Annotated in this window: 16 protein-coding genes; 8 read left to right on the forward strand and 8 right to left on the reverse strand. The window is 72.8% G+C overall.

Going from position 1 to position 19,403, the window contains the following annotated elements; translation table 11 throughout:
* The first annotated feature begins 3 nt into the window (after positions 1-3).
* The 3 genes from M1D56_RS11380 to M1D56_RS11390 are packed head-to-tail and all read left to right on the forward strand — an operon-like array spanning position 4 to position 4,534.
* Entirely contained in the window at positions 4-1,416 is a 1,413-nt protein-coding gene (locus M1D56_RS11380) for a bifunctional dTDP-4-dehydrorhamnose 3,5-epimerase family protein/NAD(P)-dependent oxidoreductase (RefSeq protein WP_324014255.1), read from the forward strand.
* On the forward strand, positions 1,413-3,452 hold the full coding sequence (locus M1D56_RS11385; protein ID WP_456283638.1) for an acyltransferase family protein: 2,040 nt from the start codon (positions 1,413-1,415) through the stop codon (positions 3,450-3,452). The genes M1D56_RS11380 and M1D56_RS11385 overlap by 4 nt, the downstream gene beginning before the upstream one ends.
* Positions 3,449-4,534 carry a glycosyltransferase gene (locus tag M1D56_RS11390; RefSeq protein WP_456283639.1) on the forward strand — a complete coding sequence of 362 codons (1,086 nt, stop codon included), beginning with the start codon at positions 3,449-3,451 and terminating at the stop codon, positions 4,532-4,534. Before M1D56_RS11385 ends, M1D56_RS11390 begins: the two co-directional genes overlap by 4 nt.
* On the opposite strand, the gene M1D56_RS11395 is transcribed toward M1D56_RS11390, so the two are convergent.
* Entirely contained in the window at positions 4,497-6,167 is a 1,671-nt protein-coding gene (locus M1D56_RS11395; RefSeq protein WP_456283640.1) for a glycosyltransferase, read from the reverse strand. The two genes, M1D56_RS11390 and M1D56_RS11395, sit on opposite strands and share 38 nt — an antisense overlap.
* 22 nt (positions 6,168-6,189) lie before the next feature.
* Complete coding sequence (locus M1D56_RS11400) at positions 6,190-8,286, reverse strand: hypothetical protein (RefSeq protein ID WP_456283641.1); 2,097 nt, start codon at positions 8,284-8,286, stop codon at positions 6,190-6,192.
* A 184-nt stretch (positions 8,287-8,470) separates the two neighbouring features.
* Here M1D56_RS11400 and M1D56_RS11405 point away from each other — a divergent pair, with 184 nt between their 5' ends.
* Positions 8,471-9,772, forward strand: coding sequence for a UDP-glucose dehydrogenase family protein (locus M1D56_RS11405; RefSeq protein WP_456283642.1), 1,302 nt, complete (start codon positions 8,471-8,473; stop codon positions 9,770-9,772).
* Between the two features lies 1 nt (position 9,773).
* On the forward strand, positions 9,774-10,682 hold the full coding sequence (locus tag M1D56_RS11410) for a glycosyltransferase family 2 protein (RefSeq protein ID WP_324014250.1): 909 nt from the start codon (positions 9,774-9,776) through the stop codon (positions 10,680-10,682).
* Between the two features lie 24 nt (positions 10,683-10,706).
* Here M1D56_RS11410 and M1D56_RS11415 read toward each other — a convergent pair whose 3' ends face one another.
* The 6 genes from M1D56_RS11415 to M1D56_RS11440 all read right to left on the reverse strand — a co-directional run bounded on the left by M1D56_RS11415 (position 10,707) and on the right by M1D56_RS11440 (position 16,469).
* Positions 10,707-11,468: an ABC transporter ATP-binding protein gene (locus M1D56_RS11415; RefSeq protein WP_271173826.1), complete on the reverse strand. Its 762-nt coding sequence runs from the start codon at positions 11,466-11,468 to the stop codon at positions 10,707-10,709.
* Positions 11,468-12,343, reverse strand: coding sequence for an ABC transporter permease (locus M1D56_RS11420; RefSeq protein WP_271173827.1), 876 nt, complete (start codon positions 12,341-12,343; stop codon positions 11,468-11,470). Before M1D56_RS11420 ends, M1D56_RS11415 begins: the two co-directional genes overlap by 1 nt.
* A gap of 96 nt (positions 12,344-12,439) precedes the next feature.
* Positions 12,440-13,516: a glycosyltransferase gene (locus M1D56_RS11425; RefSeq protein ID WP_324014248.1), complete on the reverse strand. Its 1,077-nt coding sequence runs from the start codon at positions 13,514-13,516 to the stop codon at positions 12,440-12,442.
* A complete protein-coding gene (locus M1D56_RS11430) occupies positions 13,513-14,943 on the reverse strand; it encodes an LCP family protein (RefSeq protein ID WP_456283643.1) in 1,431 nt (476 codons plus the stop codon). The genes M1D56_RS11425 and M1D56_RS11430 overlap by 4 nt, the downstream gene beginning before the upstream one ends.
* A gap of 11 nt (positions 14,944-14,954) precedes the next feature.
* The gene (gene purE, locus M1D56_RS11435; protein ID WP_282979736.1) at positions 14,955-15,422 is read right to left on the reverse strand and encodes a 5-(carboxyamino)imidazole ribonucleotide mutase; all 468 of its coding nucleotides are present in this window, start codon (positions 15,420-15,422) and stop codon (positions 14,955-14,957) included.
* Between the two features lie 216 nt (positions 15,423-15,638).
* The gene (locus tag M1D56_RS11440) at positions 15,639-16,469 is read right to left on the reverse strand and encodes an endonuclease domain-containing protein (RefSeq protein WP_456283644.1); all 831 of its coding nucleotides are present in this window, start codon (positions 16,467-16,469) and stop codon (positions 15,639-15,641) included.
* A gap of 278 nt (positions 16,470-16,747) precedes the next feature.
* Between M1D56_RS11440 and M1D56_RS11445 the strand changes: the two genes are divergently transcribed.
* Genes M1D56_RS11445 through M1D56_RS11455 form a run of 3 tightly spaced genes read left to right on the forward strand, consistent with a single transcriptional unit; the run spans position 16,748 to position 19,301 of the window.
* Positions 16,748-17,530: a biotin--[acetyl-CoA-carboxylase] ligase gene (locus tag M1D56_RS11445; RefSeq protein WP_456283645.1), complete on the forward strand. Its 783-nt coding sequence runs from the start codon at positions 16,748-16,750 to the stop codon at positions 17,528-17,530.
* A 52-nt stretch (positions 17,531-17,582) separates the two neighbouring features.
* A complete protein-coding gene (locus M1D56_RS11450) occupies positions 17,583-18,143 on the forward strand; it encodes a PH domain-containing protein (RefSeq protein ID WP_271173832.1) in 561 nt (186 codons plus the stop codon).
* A 36-nt stretch (positions 18,144-18,179) separates the two neighbouring features.
* Positions 18,180-19,301, forward strand: coding sequence for a 5-(carboxyamino)imidazole ribonucleotide synthase (locus M1D56_RS11455; protein ID WP_282979657.1), 1,122 nt, complete (start codon positions 18,180-18,182; stop codon positions 19,299-19,301).
* The last annotated feature ends 102 nt before the right edge of the window (positions 19,302-19,403 follow it).

Raw genomic sequence — 19,403 nt, forward strand, 5'->3', positions numbered from 1 at the left:
GCAGTGACGACGTTCGGCAAGACCCTCGCCGTCACCGACACCCCGATCCCGGGGCTCGTCGTGCTCGACCTGCCCGTCCACGGCGACGCCCGCGGCTGGTTCAAGGAGAACTGGCAGCGGGAGAAGATGACCGCGCTCGGGCTGCCCGACTTCGGGCCCGTGCAGAACAACATCTCCTTCAACGACAAGCCCGGCACCACCCGCGGCATCCACGCCGAACCGTGGGACAAGTACGTCTCCGTCGCGACCGGGCGCATCTTCGGCGCCTGGGTCGACCTGCGCGAGGGCCCCACCTTCGGGGCCGTGTTCACCGCCGAGCTCGACCCGTCGAAGGCGATCTTCGTGCCCCGCGGCGTCGGCAACAGCTACCAGACCCTCGAGCCCGACACCGCCTACGTCTACCTCGTCAACGACCACTGGTCCCCCGACGCGGCCTACTCCTTCCTCAATCTCGCCGACGAGACCGTCGCGATCGACTGGCCCATCCCGCTCTCCGACGTCGAGATCAGCGACAAGGACCGCACCCACCCGCGCCTGGCCGACGTCACCCCGATCCCGCCCCGCAAGACCCTCGTGCTCGGCGCGAACGGCCAGCTCGGCCGCGCCCTGCGCGCCCTCCTCGGCGACCGCCCCGACATCGAGTACGCCACCCGCGCCGACCTCGACCTCGCCTCCCCCGACCTCGACACCGCACGACCCTGGCGCGACTACGACGTCATCGTCAACGCCGCCGCCCACACCGCCGTCGACCACGCCGAGACCCCCGAGGGCCGCACCCAGGCCTGGGCCGCGAACGCCACCGGCGTCGCTGCGCTCGCCCGCATCGCGACCGAGCACCGCTGCACCCTCGTCCACATCTCCAGCGACTACGTCTTCGACGGCACATCCGACGCCCCCTACCCCGAGGACGCCCCCCTCTCGCCCCTCGGCGTCTACGGGCAGACCAAGGCCGCCGGCGACGCGATCGTGCAGACCGTCCCCCGCCACTACCTCATCCGCACCAGCTGGGTCATCGGCGACGGCCGCAACTTCGTCACCACCATGGCCTCCCTCGCCGAACGCGGCATCGACCCCTCCGTCGTCGCCGACCAGACCGGACGCCTCACCTTCACCGACGACCTCGCCGCCGGCATCCACCACCTCCTCACCACCCGCGCCCCCTACGGCACCTACAACCTCACCGGCAGCGGACAGCCCGCCACCTGGGCCCAGATCGCCCAGAGCGTCTTCACCCTCACCGGCCACGACCCCGCCCGCATCACCCCCGTCACCACCGACGCCTACTACGCCACCGCGACCGGCCCCATCGCCCCCCGCCCCCGCAACAGCGTCCTCGACCTCGCCAAGATCACCGCCACCGGCTACACCCCCGCCGACCACACCGACCGCCTCACCGCCTACCTCACCCCGCAGTGACCACGCGCACCCCCGCGCGCGCCGATATCCAGGCCCTCCGCGCCCTCGCGGTGCTCGGCGTCGTCCTGTTCCACATCTGGCCGCGAGCCCTGCCGGGCGGCTACGCGGGCGTCGACGTCTTCTTCGTGATCTCCGGCTTCCTCATCACGGGCCAGCTCGTCCGCGCACGCGAGCGCGGGACGCTGAGACTGGGAGCGTTCTGGGCCGCCCGCGCCCGCCGCCTGCTGCCCGCGAGCCTGCTCGTGCTGCTCGCGAGCGTCGTGCTCGTGCTCGTGTGGACGCCCGCGCCCCAGCAGGCCCACGACCTGCGCTCGATCGTCGCGAGCGCGCTGTATGCCGTGAACTGGCAGCTCGCGGCCGACGGGGTCGACTACCTCGCGCACGACGCGGCTCCGCCGATCGCCCAGCACTACTGGTCGCTCGCCGTCGAGGAGCAGTTCTACCTCCTGTGGCCCCTGCTCGTCCTCGCCGCCACCGCGCGCCGCCTGCGGGGGCGACGGGTGCTCGTCGTCGGCGCCGTGGCGGTCGCGGTCGTCGGCTTCGCGGTGAGCGTGTGGCTCACGGGCGCGAGCTATCCGTACGGCTACTTCTCGACCGCGAGTCGCCTGTGGGAGTTCGCGCTGGGCGCGATCGTCGCGCTCCTGCCCCCACTCGCCCTGAGGGCATCCGTCCGCCTGGCCATCTGGGTCGCCGCGGTCGCCGCGCTGGTGATGGCGATGCTCGTGTTCGACGCCGCGACGGCTTTCCCCGGCCCCTGGGCGCTCGTGCCGACCGCGGCGACCGCGCTCCTCATCGCGATCGGGCCGACCGCGCCCGCGCACGCGTTCGAGCGACTCGTCGCATGGCGCCCCGTGCAGTGGGTGGGCGATCAGTCGTACGGCGTGTATCTCTGGCATTGGCCCCTCGTGGTGATCGCGCCGCACGTGCTCGGCCGTGCGCCCGACCTCCCTGAGAACCTGCTGCTGCTCGCGACGACCTTCGTGCTCGCCGCGGCGTCGAAGCGGCTCGTGGAGGATCCGATCCGCTTCGGCGCGCGCCCCCGCGCGGCCCGGCCCTCCCGGATCCTCGCCCTCACCGCAGTCGGGATGGCGGTGGTCGTGGCCGTCGCCGCCCTGCCGATGTGGCACGGAGCGACGGCGGCAGCCGAGCAGCGCGCACAGGCCGAGGCGAGCCTGCGAGATCCCGCCCAGTGCCGCGGTGCGGCAGCCCTCCTCGAGCCGGGCTGCGCCGGCCGCGCGGACGACCGGCATCCGATCGCGGATGTCGTGCCCGCCCTGGCCGGCCTCCGCGACGACACGGCCGGCGCCTTCGACTGCTACGACTTCGACCCCGGCGCAGGCGGGGAGCCGGTGTCGTGCACGTTCGGCTCCGAGGCGCCCGGCGCGGTCCGGGTGGCGCTGCACGGGGACTCGCATGCCGCGATGCTCATCCCCGCCCTGCGGGAGGTCGCCGACGAGCGCGGATGGCGCGTCGAGACGTTCGTGGGGCGGGGCTGCGTCTGGCAGGAGCCCGCGAGCGCCGCGTGCGCCGAGCGGAACGCACGGCTCGAGAGCCGTCTCGCCGACGGGGCGTACGACGTGCTGCTCGTCACCGCGGTCAACTCCGCCGAGCGCGACGCGGCCGCGCAGGCCGCGGTCGCCGACCGCTACGCCGAGGCGTGGCGGTCGGCGCAGGAGGCGGGGACGCGCGTGGTCGTGCTCGCCGACAACCCGCGTGTGCCCGCAGCCGCCCAGGACTGCGTGGCCACCGCGGATGTGCTCACCGAGGCGACCTGCGCGATCCCGCGCGCCGACGCGGCGCTCGAGAGCGATCCGCTCCGCGCGACCGCGGCGTCTCTCGACGCGCCGCTCGTGGATCTGTCCGACGCGTACTGCACGGCCGACGCGTGCCCCATGATGCTGGGAGGCGTGCTCGTGTACCGCGACCTCCACCACATCACGGGGTCGTTCAGCACGACGCTCGGCGGCTATCTCGCCGAGCGTGTGAGCGCGGCGATCGGCGTCGAGCCGTCGCCCACCCCGAGGAGGAGTCGATGAAGAACGCCGGAACCGTGCTCGTGTTCCCCACGTGGCCGGAGAACCCCTACCTCAACCTCCTCGAGCTGGCGGCCCGTGCTGCCGGCTACCGCTTCCGGGGCGCGACGACGCATGCCGAGCTGCTGCACGCCCTGCCGGCCCTGCCCCGGGGCGGCGTCGTGCACGTGCACTGGACGACCCCGCTCGTGCAGGAGGCCGCCGACGAGGCCGACGCCCGCGACCGTCTGCGCCGCCTCCTCGCGGCGCTCCGCGACGCCCGCCGCCGTGGTGTGCGGATCGTCTGGACGCTGCACAACCGACTGCCCCACGAGCTGCGCTTCCGGGACGCCGAGATCGCGCTCTACCGGGGCCTCGCCGACCTCGCCGACGTCGTGCACGTGATGGCGCCCGACACGGCAGCGGTCGTCGCCGACGTCGTCGCGCTCGATCCGGCCCGGATCCGCGTCATCCCTCATCCCAGCTACGAGGGCATCTATGACGCGGGCGTCGACCGCACCGCCGCGCGGGCGTCGTTCGGCCTCGCGGAGCGCGATCGCGCGGTGCTCTTCCTCGGGCAGATCCGGCCCTACAAGGGCGTCGACGCGCTCGTCGAGGCCGCGACCGCCGCGGGCGACGACATCGTCCTCCTCCTCGCGGGCGTCGTCAAGGAGCAGTCGGAGGAGGAGGTCGCCGCGCTCCTTCCCGACGCGCTCCGCGCGCACACGCAGTTCTCCTTCGTGCCCGACGGGGATCTCGCGCGCTGGTTCCGCGCTGCCGACGTCGCGGTGTTCCCGTACCGCGCGATCCTCAACTCGGGCAGCGTGCACCTCGCCGCCACCTTCCGGGTGCCGGTCGTGCTGCCGGATGAGCCGCACCTGCGCGAGCAGTTCGGGGACGAGCGCTGGGTGGCGTTCTTCGACACCGCGCGGCCGGCGGCATCCATCGCCGAGCTGCTCCGCGACCGCGACCTGTTCGCGGGCGTCGGCGAGCGCGACTTCGCGCGCTTCACGGCCGGGATCTCGCCGTGGCGCACGGCGAGCGCCTACCGCCGTCTGCTCGACGAGCTCAGCGCAGCGCCCTCGCCCGCTCTCGCGCCACGATGAGCGCTCGCCGGACCGCCCGCGGCGCCCAGTGCCGCCGGCGCCGCACGACGGTCACGCCGTCGACGCGCGCGTAGAGGAACGGATCCCGCGGGTCGTACGCGGGCAGCTCCCCCTCCCCCGCGACGGCCACCGCGACGCCCTCCCGGGCGACGAGAAGCGCCGGGGTGAGGGGTCGGTGCAGCGGCAGCGCGCCCGCCGGGAACACCGCGCGCCATCGCCACCCGCCGCGGACGTCCGCGCGCCACGTCGTCTCCGCGGCGGGGACAGGCGGGCGGCCCGCGAACTCCCCGTCGTGGAGCACGGGAACGCACGCGTCCTGTCCGCGGGCGCTGCGCCCCTCCACGACGAGCGATCCTCCGATGCGCGCGACGTGCGTGACCCGTCCGTCGAGCTCACGGCGTGCCGCGAGCGCCCGCCCGAGGTCGCGCTCGACGACGCGCGCCTCGGGGACGAGCATGAGGGCGCGCTCGCCGAGCACGCGGCGCACCGCCTCGACGAGCCGGTGCCAGGCATCGACGTCCTCGTCATCCGACCGCAGCGACGAGGTGAGCGGCGTGATGAGCGCCTCGCGCTCCTCGGGAGACAGCGCCGCGACGCCGTCCAGGGCGTCCAGTGCCGCGTGCCAGTCCGCGACGGGCTGCGGGCCGAGCCCCGTCATCCATCGTGCGAGCGGACGGATGGCGGCGCGCCCGCCTGCCGCGGCCATCCGCAGCACGAGCGCGCGGAGCGGGTCGCCGGCGAACGGCGGCGTCGCCTCGAGAAGCTCCCGCAGCGCGTCGCGCACACGCTCATCGTCCGCTCCGTCTGCGGCGTCGCGCGCCGCCCAGCGCGCGACGTGCACGAACCCGTCCCGCTCGCGCACGAGATCCGCGTACACCGTCGAGAGCCGCTCGTCACCCGCGTCGGCGACGAGGCGCGCGCAGGCGAGCTCCTGGTCCAGATAGCTGAGCAGCGACGCCGCCGAGTCGGCGCGCGCCGACATCGAGCTGCCGCCCGGCCGCTCGCGGTAGAGATAGACGACGTCGGAGACGACGTCGACCCGGCGCGCGCGCAGGTAGGCGCTGACCATCGGCACGATGTCGTTGGACCGCGGGACGTCGGGGAAGCGGATGCCCGTGCCGCGCAGCCAGTCGAGCGCGAAGGCCTTGTTCCAGCAGGGGCGGCTGAAGAGCAGCGTGGGCTCGTCGCGCAGGGTCGTGCCGCGCGCGGGACGCTCGAACGCCGGCATCACGTCGGTCGGCCGCCACGTGTCGGCGGGACGGAACTTGAGGTAGTCGCCGAACGCGATATCCGAGCCGCTGCGGGCGAGGCTGTCGACGAGGGCGACATAGGCGCCGTCGGGCACGAGGTCGTCGCCGTCGCAGAAGACGAGGAACCGCCCTCGGGCCGCATCCATCCCCGTGTTGCGCGCCGTGCCGCCGCCCCGACCGGCCGACGGGATGAGCCGCACCCGACTGTCGCGCTCCGCGACCTCCGCGACGATGTCGGCCGTGCCATCCGTCGAGGCGTCGTCGACGACGAGGACCTCCATGCCCGCGACGCGCTGGGCGAGGACCGTCTCGAGCGTCTCGCGGATCCACGGGGCGACATCGTGCGTGGGGATCACGACGGACAGGACCGGGCGCTCAGTCACCACCCGATCCTATCCGCGCGCATCAGCGGACCGCCGAGCCCTTCGGCAGGAAGTCCACGGTCTGCGCCGTGAGGGTGAGGATGGTCGGCCACGCTCCCCCGTTGAGGCGCCGCACGGCCGCGACCGACGTCACATGGCGCAGGCGCCCGCCGTCGAGCACATAGACGCGATCGCTCGTGGCCGACTTCACGAAGATGCGGCCGGGCACGCGCCCGCCGGAGAGATCGAGCACGCGGCACGTCGCCGTGTCGAGGGTCGTCACCGCGAAGCCCGCCGTCGTGGTCACGGCACGCAGCCTGCCGCCGGCGGCGAAGTACGTCGTGCCGCCGCAGCGGGCGAAGAGGCTCAGGCTCCCCTTGTCGGCGTACCCCGTGAGCGTCGCGCCCGGGACGTGCGCGTCGACGCCGCGACCGAGGCCGTACTCGTCGGCGAAGCCCCAGCTCGGGAGGTACACGAGGCGGCGGTCGGAGGTCGCGAGGTACACCCGGGCGGACGAGGTCCGCTTGACCCACGAGCCGGGCGCGAACCGGACCTCGCCGATCGTGTAGCGCGAGAGGCCCGACGGCGGCATGACGGCCGCGAACGGCTTCGACGATCCCGCGAGTGCCGCCGCGGCGGCGGCGTCGTAGAGCGGGTGCAGCTTCGAGCCGCTGATGAGGTGGAGCGTCGTGCCGCTCCACGTGCGGCGCGCGACGTTCGTCATCGTCGCGCCCTGCTTGACCGCCGTGTACGTGCCGGCCGTGAGGGCGAGCTCCGTGCCGCACCTGCCGCCCCACTGCCAGACCTGCGTGCAGGTCGTGAAGCGGTGGCGCTGGCCGCCCTGCAGGAGCGAGATGTCGCCGGTCGACGCGTTGCGGATGAAGCGCGAGGACGTGCCCTTCGTCGGGTATCGCGCCGCCTCGTCCGCCGAGACCGAGCGCCACGAGCCGAAGGCGGCCTCGTATGCCGAGAGCAGCTCTCTCGTGACGTGGACCTTGCTCGCGCCGTTGAGGAGGAAGATGTCTCCGTTCGGCGTCCGGATGAGACCCGACGTCGGCCCGCGCGTCGCCCCGAACCAGTCGGTGAAGTAGTTGTAGAAGTTCCGGTTCCCGTAGGCGGAGCACGCGTCGCCCGTGCCGTACCCGGCACGCAGCGCCGCGGCGTTGGGCTGATACGGCGTGTAGTAGTAGAGGCTCGCCGTGGCCTTGTTCCGGATCGTGACCGGTCCCGAGCCGCACGACGCGTTCGGGTGATACCGGACCTGCGACACCTTCCCGACCGGGAACCAGTCGAACCAGCTGGACTTCGCGTAGATCTGGTACTGCCGTGCCGCGCCGTAGACCTGGTTCTGGAAGCCGTAGTAGCGGGTGTCGCAGGCCGAGGTGTCGGGGCAGGCCATGCCCATCGCGATCGTGTACCGCCACGAGCTCGGCCACGTGTGCGTGACGAGTCCCTGCTCCTTCTGCAGCATCACGAGGAGCACCTTGGGGCTGATGCCGCACGCCTGCGCGACCTTCGCGATGATCGTCGCGGCGGACTCGCTCGAGGCGCCCTGATAGGGCTTCGTGCAGTACGCGTCGGCCTTGCGCGACGTCGTGCTCGCGCGGAAGTCCTTGAGGCAGGTGTACCCCGACTGGCAGGTCGGCACCTTGCGCTTCAGGAAGTCCTGGATCTGGGCGGCGCTCATCGACCCGCTGTCGTAGAACACGGCGTCGCTGATGATGTTGCCCGGGTCGAACCCGACCAGGCTCACCGCGCTCGCGCGCAGCTCCGCGCCCTCCTCGACGACCGCGGCGTCGAGCGTCGTGTCCTGCGCGACGCGGTCCATCTCCTCGTCGGTGAGCGCGCCGGGGGTGGGCGAGGGCGTCGGCGTCGCCCTGGGGGTCGGCGACGCGCTCGGCGTGGGTGCGGCACTCGGGGTCGGCGACGCACTCGGCGTCGCGGACGGGAGCGGCGGCGCGCTCGGCAGCACGCCGGGGGCCGTCGTCGCCGAGATGACGGGCTCGTCATCCGGGTCGGGCGCCACGGCGAGGGCCGGGCTCGCAGCGGAGATGACGCCCGCGAGGAGCGAGACGACCGCGAGGGTCGACAGAGCGAGACGTCCGCGCGCGTGCGCCGACGTGCGAGAGGGTGCACGCATGTGAACAGTGTGACAGATGTGAAAGCTCTGAGAAGGGGCGGATGGCGCCGGGCCTGCCGCGCGGGCCGCGTCCATGTCGCTCCGAGGGTGGCCGGGCGGGTCCATGGGAGGATTGACGGGTTGCGTCGCACGGCCCGGTCCCCGGCCCGGCGCGTTCGAGTCGGCCAGAGAGGTTTCAGGCGTCATGAAGTTGAGTGTGATCGGTTGCGGGTATCTGGGTGCGGTGCATGCGGCGGCGATGGCGTCGCTGGGGCACGAGGTCGTCGGGATCGATGTCGATGAGGCCAAGATCGCCAAGCTCGCCGCGGGCGAGACGCCGTTCTTCGAGCCCGGGCTCGGGGAGATCCTCACCCAGGGGCTGGAATCGGGTCGCCTGTCGTTCACGACCGACATGTCCGCCGCCGCGGGCGCGCAGGTCCACTTCATCGCCGTGGGCACCCCGCAGCGCCACGACGGCACCGGCGCGGACATGACCTACGTCAACGCGTCCGTCGAGTCCCTCCTGCCGCACCTGCGCCCCGGCGACCTCGTCGCGGGCAAGTCGACCGTCCCGGTCGGCACCGCCAGCCGCCTGGCCGAGCTGATCGCCCCCACCGGCGCGCACCTGGCCTGGAACCCCGAGTTCCTCCGCGAGGGCTTCGCGGTCAAGGACACCATCGAGCCCGACCGGCTCGTGTACGGCGTCTCCGACACCACCGGCGCCGACGACACCGCCACCCTCGACGCCGTCTACCACACCGCGATCGCCGCGGGCACCCCCCGCCTGGTCACCGGATACGCCACCGCCGAGCTCGTCAAGGTCGCCGCCAACAGCTTCCTGGCCACCAAGATCAGCTTCATCAACGCGATGGCCGAGATCGCCGAGACCGTCGGCGCCGACGTCACCCAGCTCGCCGACGCGATCGGACACGACAACCGCATCGGACGCCGCTTCCTCAACGCCGGCGTCGGATTCGGCGGCGGCTGCCTGCCCAAGGACATCCGCGCCTTCACCGCCCGCGCCGAGGAACTCGGCAAGGGCGAATCCGTCGCGTTCCTCAAGCACGTCGACGAGATCAACCTCCGCCGCCGCCAGCGCGTGGTCGACCTCGCCGTGGACAGCTTCCCCGACCACATCAACGGCCACCGCGTCGCCGTCCTCGGCCTCGCATTCAAGCCCGACAGCGACGACACCCGCGACTCCCCCGCCCTCGACGTCGCCGTCCGCCTCAAGGGCCTCGGCGCCGACGTCATCGCCTACGACCCCGAAGCGATCCCCAACGCCCGCCGCGCCCACCCCCAGCTCGCCTACGCCGACACCCTCGACGACGCCCTCACCGGCGCCGAGACCGTCGTCATCGCCACCGAATGGAGAGCCTTCCGCGACCTCGACCCCCACACCACCCGCGACAAGGTCGCCCGCCCCGTCATCATCGACGGCCGCAACATCCTCACCCCCACCACCTGGCGCGACGCCGGCTGGACCTACCACGGCATGGGCCGCTGACATGACCCCCCGCGTCGCCGTCGTCGTCCGCACCAAGGACCGCCCCGACTTCCTGCGCAGGGCGCTGCGGAGCATCACGGGCCAGACGCTGACGGCGTGGGAGGCCGTGATCGTCAACGACGGCGGCGACCCCGCGGTCGTCGACGCGCTCATCGCGGCGCTCCCCGACGAGCACCGCGCGCGTGTGCGCGCGGTGCACTCGGAGACGTCGCGCGGGCGCTGGGTGAGCGCGAACGCGGGGGTCCTCGCGACCTCTGCGCCGCTCCTCGTCCTGCACGACGACGACGACACATGGCATCCCGAGTTCCTCGAGCGGGCATCCGCCTACCTCGACGCCCACCCCGAGCGCGGCGGCGTGGTGTCCCGCATCGAGATCGTGTGGGAGGAGCAGCAGGGCGACCGCCTCGTCGCCGTCCGCCGCGAGGTGTTCCAGCCGCAGCTCACGGTGCCGACCCTCGCCGACACGCTCCTGTTCAACCGGTACGTGCCGATCGGCTTCGTGTACCGCCGCAGCCTCCACGAGGAGCTGGGCCTGTACGACGACCGGCTCCCCGTCGTCGGCGACTGGGACTTCAACCTGCGCGTGCTCGCGCGCGGTCCCCTCGAGTACCTCGCCGACGAGCCGTACGCGTACTGGCACCAGCGCACCGGCGCCGACGGCGCAGCGGGCAACAGCGTGATCGAGTCGCGCGGGGATCATGAGAAGCACGATGCGCTCATCCGCGATGAGGCGCTGCGCGCGTACGTCGACGAGCACGGGCTCGGCCTCGTGCTCTACCTGACGAAGTTCATCGACCGGCGCTTCGTCGAGGTCGAGAACGGCATCCGCGACGAGGTGCGCCGCGAGGTGGGCCGCCTCAACGTCCTCCAGCGCGGCTACGACAAGGTGCGGCGCCGCCTCGCCCGCTGACCGGCCGCACGGCGTCGCGCGCGATCAGTGCGGCGTCGTGCGGACGAGCTCGACGGCCTCGTCGATCGGGCCATCGAAGAGCACCTTGTGCTCGTGGATGAAGATCCCGCGCGAGCACAGGCGCTTCACGGTGCCCATGTCGTGGCTCACGACGAGCATCGTGACGCCCTTCGCCGTGAGCTCCTCGATCTTCGCGTAGCACTTCTGGCGGAACGGCGCGTCGCCGACCGAGAGCACCTCGTCCACGAGGAGCACGTCGAGGTCGACGTGGATCGCGACCGCGAAGGCGAGGCGCATGAACATGCCCGAGGAGTAGTGCTTCACCTCGGTGTCGATGAAGTCGCCGATCTCGCTGAACGCGACGATGTCGTCGAAGCGCGCCTCGATCTCGTCCTGCTTCATGCCGAGGATGGCCGCGTTGAGGTAGACGTTCTCGCGCCCCGAGAGCTCGGGGTGGAAGCCGGCGCCGACCTCGATGAGGCCCGCGACCCGGCCGCGCGTGAAGACGCGTCCCTTGTCGGGTTCGAGCACGCCCGACACGAGCTTGAGCGTCGTCGACTTCCCGGATCCGTTGAAGCCGAGGACGGCGACCGACTCGCCTTCGCCGATCTGGAAGCTCACGTCGTCGAGCGCCGTGAAGACGTCGCTGCGGACCTTCTTGCGCTGGATCCAGCCGATGAACGCCTCCTTGAAGGAGTGCGTGTTGCGCTTGAGGAAGAGCTTCGACACGTGGTCGATGACGATCGCCGGCTTCGTGGCCGACGTGACGGTGAGGGTGTTCGACATCACAGATCCTGGGCGAAGGTGCGCTCGAAGCGGCGGAACGTCAGCTGGCCGATGACGAGGATGACCGCGCACAGCGCGACGGCGATCCCGAGGTACACGAGGAAGTGCTCGGGGAACCCGTGCGGCTGTTCGTCCGCGTTCGTCGGGACGGTGGGCTCCCAGAACGTCCAGTGGAACAGCTCGACCGCGATGGTCACGGGGTTCGACATGTAGAGGTGGAGGATCCAGCCCGTGGCCTTCTCCTCCACGAGCGTCCACGCGTAGAGCACGGGCGACGCCCACGTCGAGACCATGCGGATGATCTCGACGAAGTTCTGCGCGTCGCGGTAGCGCACGTTGATGCCCGCGAAGAAAAGGCCGAGGCCGAGCGCGAGCGCGGCGATGAGCACCATCCCGAGGAGCATCGCACCGAGGCCCGCGAACGTGGGCAGCCAGCCGTAGATGAGGCTGACCACGAGGAGGATGGCCAGCTGCGGCAGGAAGTGGATGAACGCCACGATGATCGCGGAGATCGGGAAGAGCTCGCGCGGCAGGTAGATCTTCTTCACGAGGGCGCGGTTGTCCACGATGGCCGTCGTCGCGTTGCCGAACGCCTCGTTGAAGAAGTTCACGGCGACGAGACCGGCGAAGAGGTAGATCGGGAAGTTCGTGATGCCCCGGTTGCCGTCGAAGATGAAGCCGACGACGAGGAAGTACATGAGGAACTGGATGCCGGGCTTGACGTACGACCACGTCCAGCCGAGCACCGAGTTGCGGTAGCGCGTCGCCGTGCCCTTGCGCACGAGGAGGCGGAGCAGATACCGCCAGCGGAACACATCCGCGAGTCCGCGACCTCGGCCGGGGACGTCGTATTCCGACAGATCGATCGTCGTCACTGGTGCGCGCCCTGCCTCGTCAATCGGGAAAAAGCCACACGCGATCCTATCGCCGCACCCGCGGGCAACCTGGAGGCCAGCCCCGAGCGCGCGGCGTCAGAGCTCGGCATGCAGCTGCCAGACCTTCTCCGCCGCGCTGTGCCACGAGAACGCGCGCGACCGATCCCGCGCGCGCAGCGCCATCCGCTCGTCGTCGATCGCCGCCGCGAGCGCGTCGCCCATCTCGGCGCCGTCGACGACCGCGCCACCGTCGAGGACGACCTCGCGGTGTCCGTCGCAGTCGGCGGCCACGACGGGGGTGCCGAGGGCCATCGCCTCGACGACGCGCCAGGGCCACGCGGCCCGCGTCGACCCGGCCGCGAACGCCGCGGCGTGCGCGAGAACCGCGGCGCGGTCTCCCCGGTCGAGCGAGCCGTGCGTCCGAACGCGCTGCGGATCGGCGCCGACGGCGTCCGCGATCTCCCGAACCGCGCCGTCCTGCCCCTCCGGCACGTCGATGACGACGACGTCCGCGTCGACGGCGCGGGCGGCCGCGAGCGCGCGGGCGAGGCCGTCGGACGCCGCGGCTCCTCCGGACGCCGCGATGTAGCGGGCGGGCAGCGCGAGGTCGCGGCGACGCGCGTCGACGTCGCTGGGGATCGAGAAGCCCTCGGGCGGCGCACCGGCGACGACCCGGACGCGCGGACCGAACGCGGCATGCTCGGCGAGGCGCTCGGCGATCGCGTGTGTCGGCACGACGATCGCATCGGCGTGCTTCTGCGCGCGCTTCAGGAGCGCCTGCTCGAGCGCGGCAGCCGCACGGGGCAGCTCGCCCGGCGCCTCCCACGCGCGCAGATCCCACAGCGTGACGACGGTCTGCGCGTGGTCCTTCGCCCGGTCATGCCGGACGAGGGGCGCGAGGAGCGTGGGCGCGTGGATGAGGCCGCCCTCGGCGCCCGCGGCCACGCCCATCCGCCAGGCCGCGACGAGCTCCCGGCGCGCGAGAGCGAGGCGCTTCTCGCTCGAGATGCCGTCCAGGCGCAGCGGCTCTCCGGCTGGTGCGATCGCGTCGACGACGCAACCCGAGGGCGCCGACTCGATGAGCATGCGCGCGAGGTCGCGCGCGGCCGCGGAGAGATCGGGGTCGGTGGGTGCCGCGAGCTGGTCGAGGACGACTCGCAGCCGCACCGTCATCCCGACGACTCCTCGGGGTGCAGGACGCTCTTGAGGTAGGCGTGGATGGCCGCGAAGTCGGGCGACTCCTGGTCGACCGCGATCGGCCCCTCGGGCGTCAGCTCGACGGAGGTCACCGCCTGGCTCTTCGCCTCGACCGCGAGGTCGAGGAAGGTCGGCAGGAGCGACTGGGGGATGTCGGTCTCGACGATCGCGGTGCCGGCGCGTGCGACGTCCTGGAAGCGCGTGAGCACGTTCTCCGGCGTGAACTGCGCGAGGATCGCCTCCTGCAGCTGCCGCTGCCGCTGCATGCGGTCCCAGTCGCTCGTCGTGTAGCGGGAGCGCGCGTACCACTGCGCGGTGTCGCCGTCCATGTGCTGCGCGCCGGGCTCGATCCATCCGATCGCCCAGTCCTCGGCCGGCTGGCCCTCGTACGCGGGCCCCCCGCCCTTCGGCAGGCGCTGCGACACCTCGATGTCGACGCCCCCGAGCGCGTCGACGAGCGCCGCGAAGCCGTTCATGTCGATGAACGCGTAGTACGGGATCTCGAGGCCGGTCACGCCCTCGGCCGCGTCCTTCGTGGCCTCCACGCCCGGCGACGAGCCGTGGCGCTCGGCGTCGGGGTAGAGCGAGGCGCCCTGGTCCTCGCGGCAGATCTCGGCGGCCTGGCGGATGTGGTTCATCCAGTCGTCCCAGCCGCACGACGGATCGGCGTGCCCCTCGAACCCGTTCGGGTAGAGCGCCTGCATGGGGCTGCCGTCGCTGAACGGCGCGGCGCCCAGCTCGCGCGGGATGCCGGTGATCGTCACGGCGCCGGTCGATGCGTTGATGGAGACGACCGAGATGCTGTCGAACCGCATGGAGTCGCGGCCGTCGCCCGAGTCCGCGCCGAGCAGGAGGATGTTGTAGTAGCCCTCGCTCGGCGGCACGACCGGCGCGCTCGCGGCGAAGATCGAGCCGAGCGCGTTGGAGGCCGCGACGAGGCGCGGCGCGGCGTAGGCCACCGTGCCGCCCGTGACGACCATGAGCAGGATCGCGAGCGCCGCGATGCCGAAGCGCGCGGGGCTCTGCGTCCGGACGAGCCGGACGAGCCGGAGCGTGTCGATCGACAGGACGATCCAGAGCACGCCGTACGCGACGACGATCGCCGCGAGAGCGAGCAGCACGAGCGGGTTGAGGAGGATGGTCATGGCGCCGTCGCGCCAGAGCAGGAGCGCGAGCGCGCCGACCGCGACGAGCACCCAGGACAGGAGGGTCGCCCCCAGGCCGAAGCGGCCCAGTCGGCGGCTGCCGGCGAGCACCTGCGCGGACCCGGGGATGACCCAGCCGAGCAGGACGAGCCACCATCCGCGGCGCGTCATGAGCGCCGCGTCGGCCGCGTCGGGGTGCCGCATCGGGCGCGTCTCGACGAGAGCGCTCGATCGCAGCGGCGTCCGGGTGCGTGCCATGGCGGCAACCGTCACAGAGAGCCCTTCAGACGTGCGTTCTTCTCCTCGACCTGGCGCTCGAGGTCGCGGGCGTACTCCTCGATGCGGTCGGCGATCGCGGCATCGGCGGTGCCGAGGATGCGCGCGGCGAGGAGGCCGGCGTTCTTGGCGCCGTTGATCGAGACGGTGGCGACGGGGATCCCCGCCGGCATCTGGACGATCGACAGGAGGGAGTCGAGCCCGTCGAGCGTCTTCAGCTGCACGGGGACGCCGATCACGGGAAGCGCCGTGACCGACGCGAGCATGCCGGGCAGGTGGGCCGCGCCGCCGGCTCCCGCGATGATCGCCTGGAGTCCGCGGCCGCGCGCCTCGCGGCCGTAGCGGATGAGCTTGTCCACCGTGCGGTGCGCCGAGACCACCTCGACCTCGTGCGGGATGCCGAGCTCGGTGAGAGCGGTCGAGGCGTCGACCATGACGCGCCAGTCGGAGTCGGAGCCCATGACGACGCCGACGAGGGGCGTTTCGGACGAGTTCAGCACCCGACAAGGCTAGGGCGAGACCCTGGAAATCGCCGGGAGCGACATCGCCTCGCTCCCCGGGCCCGCGCCATCCGCCATCCCCTCGGCGTCCGCGCGAGCGCAGGAGAATCCGTCGAGAGCAGGACCACTGCGCGGGCATCGTCCTGCGCTCACGCGGATCTCCTTCCCTCGCAGCGGTCAGAGGTGCAGTCCCTGCGCCATCGCCGAGCGCAGCGAAGACTCGACATGGTCCCAGTCGTGCATCACCTCGAAGTAGTCGAAGCGGAAGACGGTGAAGCCCAGGAGACGGAGCGCCCGGTCGTGCGCGATATCGGCGCGCCGCTGACGCGCGTCGCTGTGGAAGGCGAAGCCGTCGAGCTGCACGACGAGCCGACGGCCGATGAGGGCGTCCACGGGGCGACCGGCGAGCCACACCTGCTGCCGGAAGGGGATGCCCGCGCGGCGGCAGCGGTACGCGAACCGGGACTCCACGCCCGAGTCGGATCGGACTCCCGCCTCCGCGGCGAGCGCACGGGCCGCGACGCTGCCCCACTTCGTCCGCGCCATGGCGTTGGCGGAGATCCGGGTCCGCGCGAGTGCCGACTCCCACACGGCGAACGCCGCTTCGCCGTCCGCGCACACCGCGATGCACGCAAGGACGTTCTCGATCGGATCGAGCAGGGTCCGGGGTGGGACGGCGACGACGGGCGACGCCCAGTGCGCGCGCACGCCGGGTTCGCCGGCGCGCGCATTCGGTGCGAGCGCGATGTGGATCGCATCGGCCGAACCAGGCGGGCACCAGAGCCCGTGCTGCTCGAGCGCGCTTCGGCAGGTGATGCGCCCGCCGAGGCGCGCCGCGGCGTGGACCTCTGCCGGCGCCTCGGGAAGGACGAGCCAGGAGCGACGCAGCAGCGCGATGCCCTCGGCGCGGGCGGCACGGCGCAGGCGATCGGGCGACCACCCCGACTCGAGGAGATCGCGGCGGTGGCGGTACCCGCCGTGGGCGGAGAGGAGTGCGCGCAGGGACATGCGGAGAGCCTGGCCCCCGCGGAGCGTCCGGCGAGCGCCACTCCTCCGCGCTGTGGACGGACCCGCGGCGGCGCACGCGGCTGTGCACAGGGTGTCGGCGCCCCGGCTGCCCCGTCGGGCCTGCCCCGCGTCGCCATCCCCGCCGCCCGCCGCAGGAGAATCCGCCGAGAGCAGGACGGATTCGGCCGTGCCGTCCTGCCATCGGTGGATCCTCCTGCTGTCGCCGGGGCGGACCCCCGCTCCGACGCCGACCAGGGCCATCCGGCTAGGGTCGACGGGTGAGCTGGGAGCGGACGCGCACGGTGGCAGGGCGGATGGCGGAGGTCGCGCAGACGGGGTCGACGAACGCCGATCTCGCGCGCGCGATCGCGCAGGGCGAGGAGTGGCCGCACCTCGGGGTGCTCCTCACGCACGACCAGCAGGCGGGGCGCGGCCGACTCGACCGACGCTGGGTCGCCCCTCCGGGCGCCGCCCTCGCCCTGTCGGTCGTCCTGCGGGTGCCCGATCTCCCCCTCGCCGGGCGCGGCTGGATCCCCCTCGTCGCGGGAGTCGCGATGCAGCGTGCGGTCGCGGCCCAGACCCCGGGCATCCGGGTCGGCCTGAAATGGCCGAACGACGTGCTCGTCGCACACGAGGGCGACGAGCTCCGGAAGATCTGCGGCGTGCTGGCCGAGGGCACCGCCGACCCCGACGCCGTGATCGTCGGCACGGGGGTCAACACGCGCCTGCAGCCGATCGACCTCCCCGTGCCGACGGCGACGTCGTTTCCCGCGCTGGGCCTGGCCTGCGACGAGGACGCCCTCGTCGCGGACTACCTCACGGCGCTCGACGGCCTGCTCCGCGGTCTCGCCCGGGCGGGCGGCGACGCCGTCGCGTCCGGAGCGCACGCCGCGGCGACCGCCGTGTGCACGACGCTCGGCCGCGACGTCGCCGTGTCCCTCCCCGATGGGACGACGCTGCGGGGGCGCGCGACCGAGCTCGCTCCCGACGGGCGCCTCGTCGTCGTCGCGGACGGCGACCGCGTGGCGGTCTCGGCCGGCGACGTCGTGCATGTCCGCTGAGCGGCCCGGCGCGGCGCGGCGGAGTCCTGCCCGCGTCGCGGACAATGGGGGCATGAGCACGCCTGGACTCGCGGGTCGGCCCGCCACGCCGCCGGTCGCCCCCGCGCCCGAGCTGCTCGTGGCGCGCCTGCACGGCCACGCCCGACGGCTCACCTGGTCGGCGCTGCTCGTCATCGCCACGGCGGGCGCGACGGGCTACCTGCTCGGCAACCTACCGGCTCCCTTCGAGGACTGGATGCTGCTGGCCGCGGCGGGCGCCGTCGTCCTGCTCGGCGCCGTCCTGCCGCTGCTCGCATGGCTCACCCGCACGTACACGATCACGACCCGGCGCGTGATCGCGAAGCGCGGCCTCCTCGCCCGCGACCACAGCGAGCTCTCGCACACACGCGGCTACTCCATCCGACTCCGCCGCGGGGTGCTGCAGCGGATGTGGGGAGCGGGCACGCTCGTGCTGTCCGACGGCGTCACGGCGCCGCTCGTGCTGCGGGACGTGCCCGACGCCGGCCTCGTGCACGAGGTGCTCGCCGACCAGGTCGAGATGAGCCAGATCCAGGCGCACCGCGAATCGCAGGGCTTCTCGTTCGGGCACCAGCTGCCCGCGCCCCGCGGCTGATCGTTCGCGGGTCCGCCGATGCGTCAAAATGGACGCATGACGATGCGTGTGGGTGTGATCGGCGGCGGCCAGCTCGCGAGGATGATGATCGCTCCCGCGGTCGAGATGGGCATCGAGCTGAGCGTGCTCGCCGAGCAGGAGGGCATGTCGGCCGCACTCGCCCAGGCCGCCGTGGGCGACTACCGGGATGCCCAGACCGTGCTCGCGTTCGCGAAGGACGTGGACGTCATCACGTTCGACCACGAGCACGTGCCGCAGGACGTCCTGCACGCGCTCGTCGACGCGGGCGTCGCGGTGCACCCGGGCCCCGACGCGCTGCGCTTCGCGCAGGACAAGCTCGTGATGCGCCGCCGCCTGGCCGAGCTCGGCGCGCCGCAGCCCGACTGGGCCGCCGTCGCCGAGCCGTCCGAGCTGCAGGCCTTCCTCGACGACCACGGCGGGCGCGCGGTCGTGAAGACGCCGCGGGGCGGCTACGACGGCAAGGGCGTGAAGGTCGTCTCGCGCCCGGAGGACGTCGCCGACTGGTTCGCCGACTTCGACGGCGAGGCGCTGCTCGTGGAGGAGCTCGTCGACTTCCGCCGCGAGCTCGCGCAGCAGGTGGCGCGTCGCCCGAGCGGCGGGATGGTCGCCTACCCCGTCGTCGAGACCGTGCAGCGCGGCGGCGTGTGCGCCGAGGTGCTCGCGCCCGCCCCCGACGCGAGCGAGAAGCTCATGGAGGTCGCCGCGCGGCTCGGCAAGACGATCGCCGAGGGGCTGCGCGTCACGGGCATGCTCGCGGTCGAGCTCTTCGAGACCGTCGACGACCGCATCCTCGTCAACGAGCTCGCGATGCGCCCGCACAACAGCGGGCACTGGACGCAGGACGGCGCCGTGACGAGTCAGTTCGAGCAGCACCTGCGCGCGGTCCTCGACCTCCCGCTCGGCGCTCCCGACGTCGCCGCGGGCGCGGTCGTCATGGTGAACATTCTCGGCGGCCCGCAGGGCGAGCAGCTCACCGACCGCTTCGCCGCGGCCATGGCGGCGCATCCGCTCGCCAAGATCCACACCTACGGCAAGGAGCCGCGCCCCGGTCGCAAGGTCGGGCACGTCAATGTCGCCGCCGATGAGCTCGACGACGCCGCGTACGAGGCGCGCGCGGCTGCCGCCTTCTTCGACTGATCCGCGCGGGTCTCCGAGGGCGGTGTCGCCGCACCACACAGCTTCACGACGGGCGTTGTGTGTGCCCTCCAAGTCGCGCGCGGCGGCCGCGACTAGTGTGGA

This window comes from Microbacterium sp. JZ101 (genome assembly GCF_053903175.1).

What these genes read in the sequence shown, in the direction of transcription:
- M1D56_RS11405 (WP_456283642.1), top strand. Translation starts at nt 8,471, where the DNA reads ATGAAGTTGAGTGTGATCGGTTGCGGGTATCTGGGTGCGGTGCATGCG.
- M1D56_RS11455 (WP_282979657.1), top strand. Translation starts at nt 18,180, where the DNA reads ATGACGATGCGTGTGGGTGTGATCGGCGGCGGCCAGCTCGCGAGGATG.
- purE (WP_282979736.1), bottom strand. Translation starts at nt 15,422, where the DNA reads ATGGGCTCCGACTCCGACTGGCGCGTCATGGTCGACGCCTCGACCGCT.
- M1D56_RS11450 (WP_271173832.1), top strand. Translation starts at nt 17,583, where the DNA reads ATGAGCACGCCTGGACTCGCGGGTCGGCCCGCCACGCCGCCGGTCGCC.
- M1D56_RS11410 (WP_324014250.1), top strand. Translation starts at nt 9,774, where the DNA reads ATGACCCCCCGCGTCGCCGTCGTCGTCCGCACCAAGGACCGCCCCGAC.
- M1D56_RS11390 (WP_456283639.1), top strand. Translation starts at nt 3,449, where the DNA reads ATGAAGAACGCCGGAACCGTGCTCGTGTTCCCCACGTGGCCGGAGAAC.
- M1D56_RS11440 (WP_456283644.1), bottom strand. Translation starts at nt 16,469, where the DNA reads ATGTCCCTGCGCGCACTCCTCTCCGCCCACGGCGGGTACCGCCACCGC.
- M1D56_RS11430 (WP_456283643.1), bottom strand. Translation starts at nt 14,943, where the DNA reads ATGGCACGCACCCGGACGCCGCTGCGATCGAGCGCTCTCGTCGAGACG.
- M1D56_RS11400 (WP_456283641.1), bottom strand. Translation starts at nt 8,286, where the DNA reads ATGCGTGCACCCTCTCGCACGTCGGCGCACGCGCGCGGACGTCTCGCT.
- M1D56_RS11415 (WP_271173826.1), bottom strand. Translation starts at nt 11,468, where the DNA reads ATGTCGAACACCCTCACCGTCACGTCGGCCACGAAGCCGGCGATCGTC.
- M1D56_RS11425 (WP_324014248.1), bottom strand. Translation starts at nt 13,516, where the DNA reads ATGACGGTGCGGCTGCGAGTCGTCCTCGACCAGCTCGCGGCACCCACC.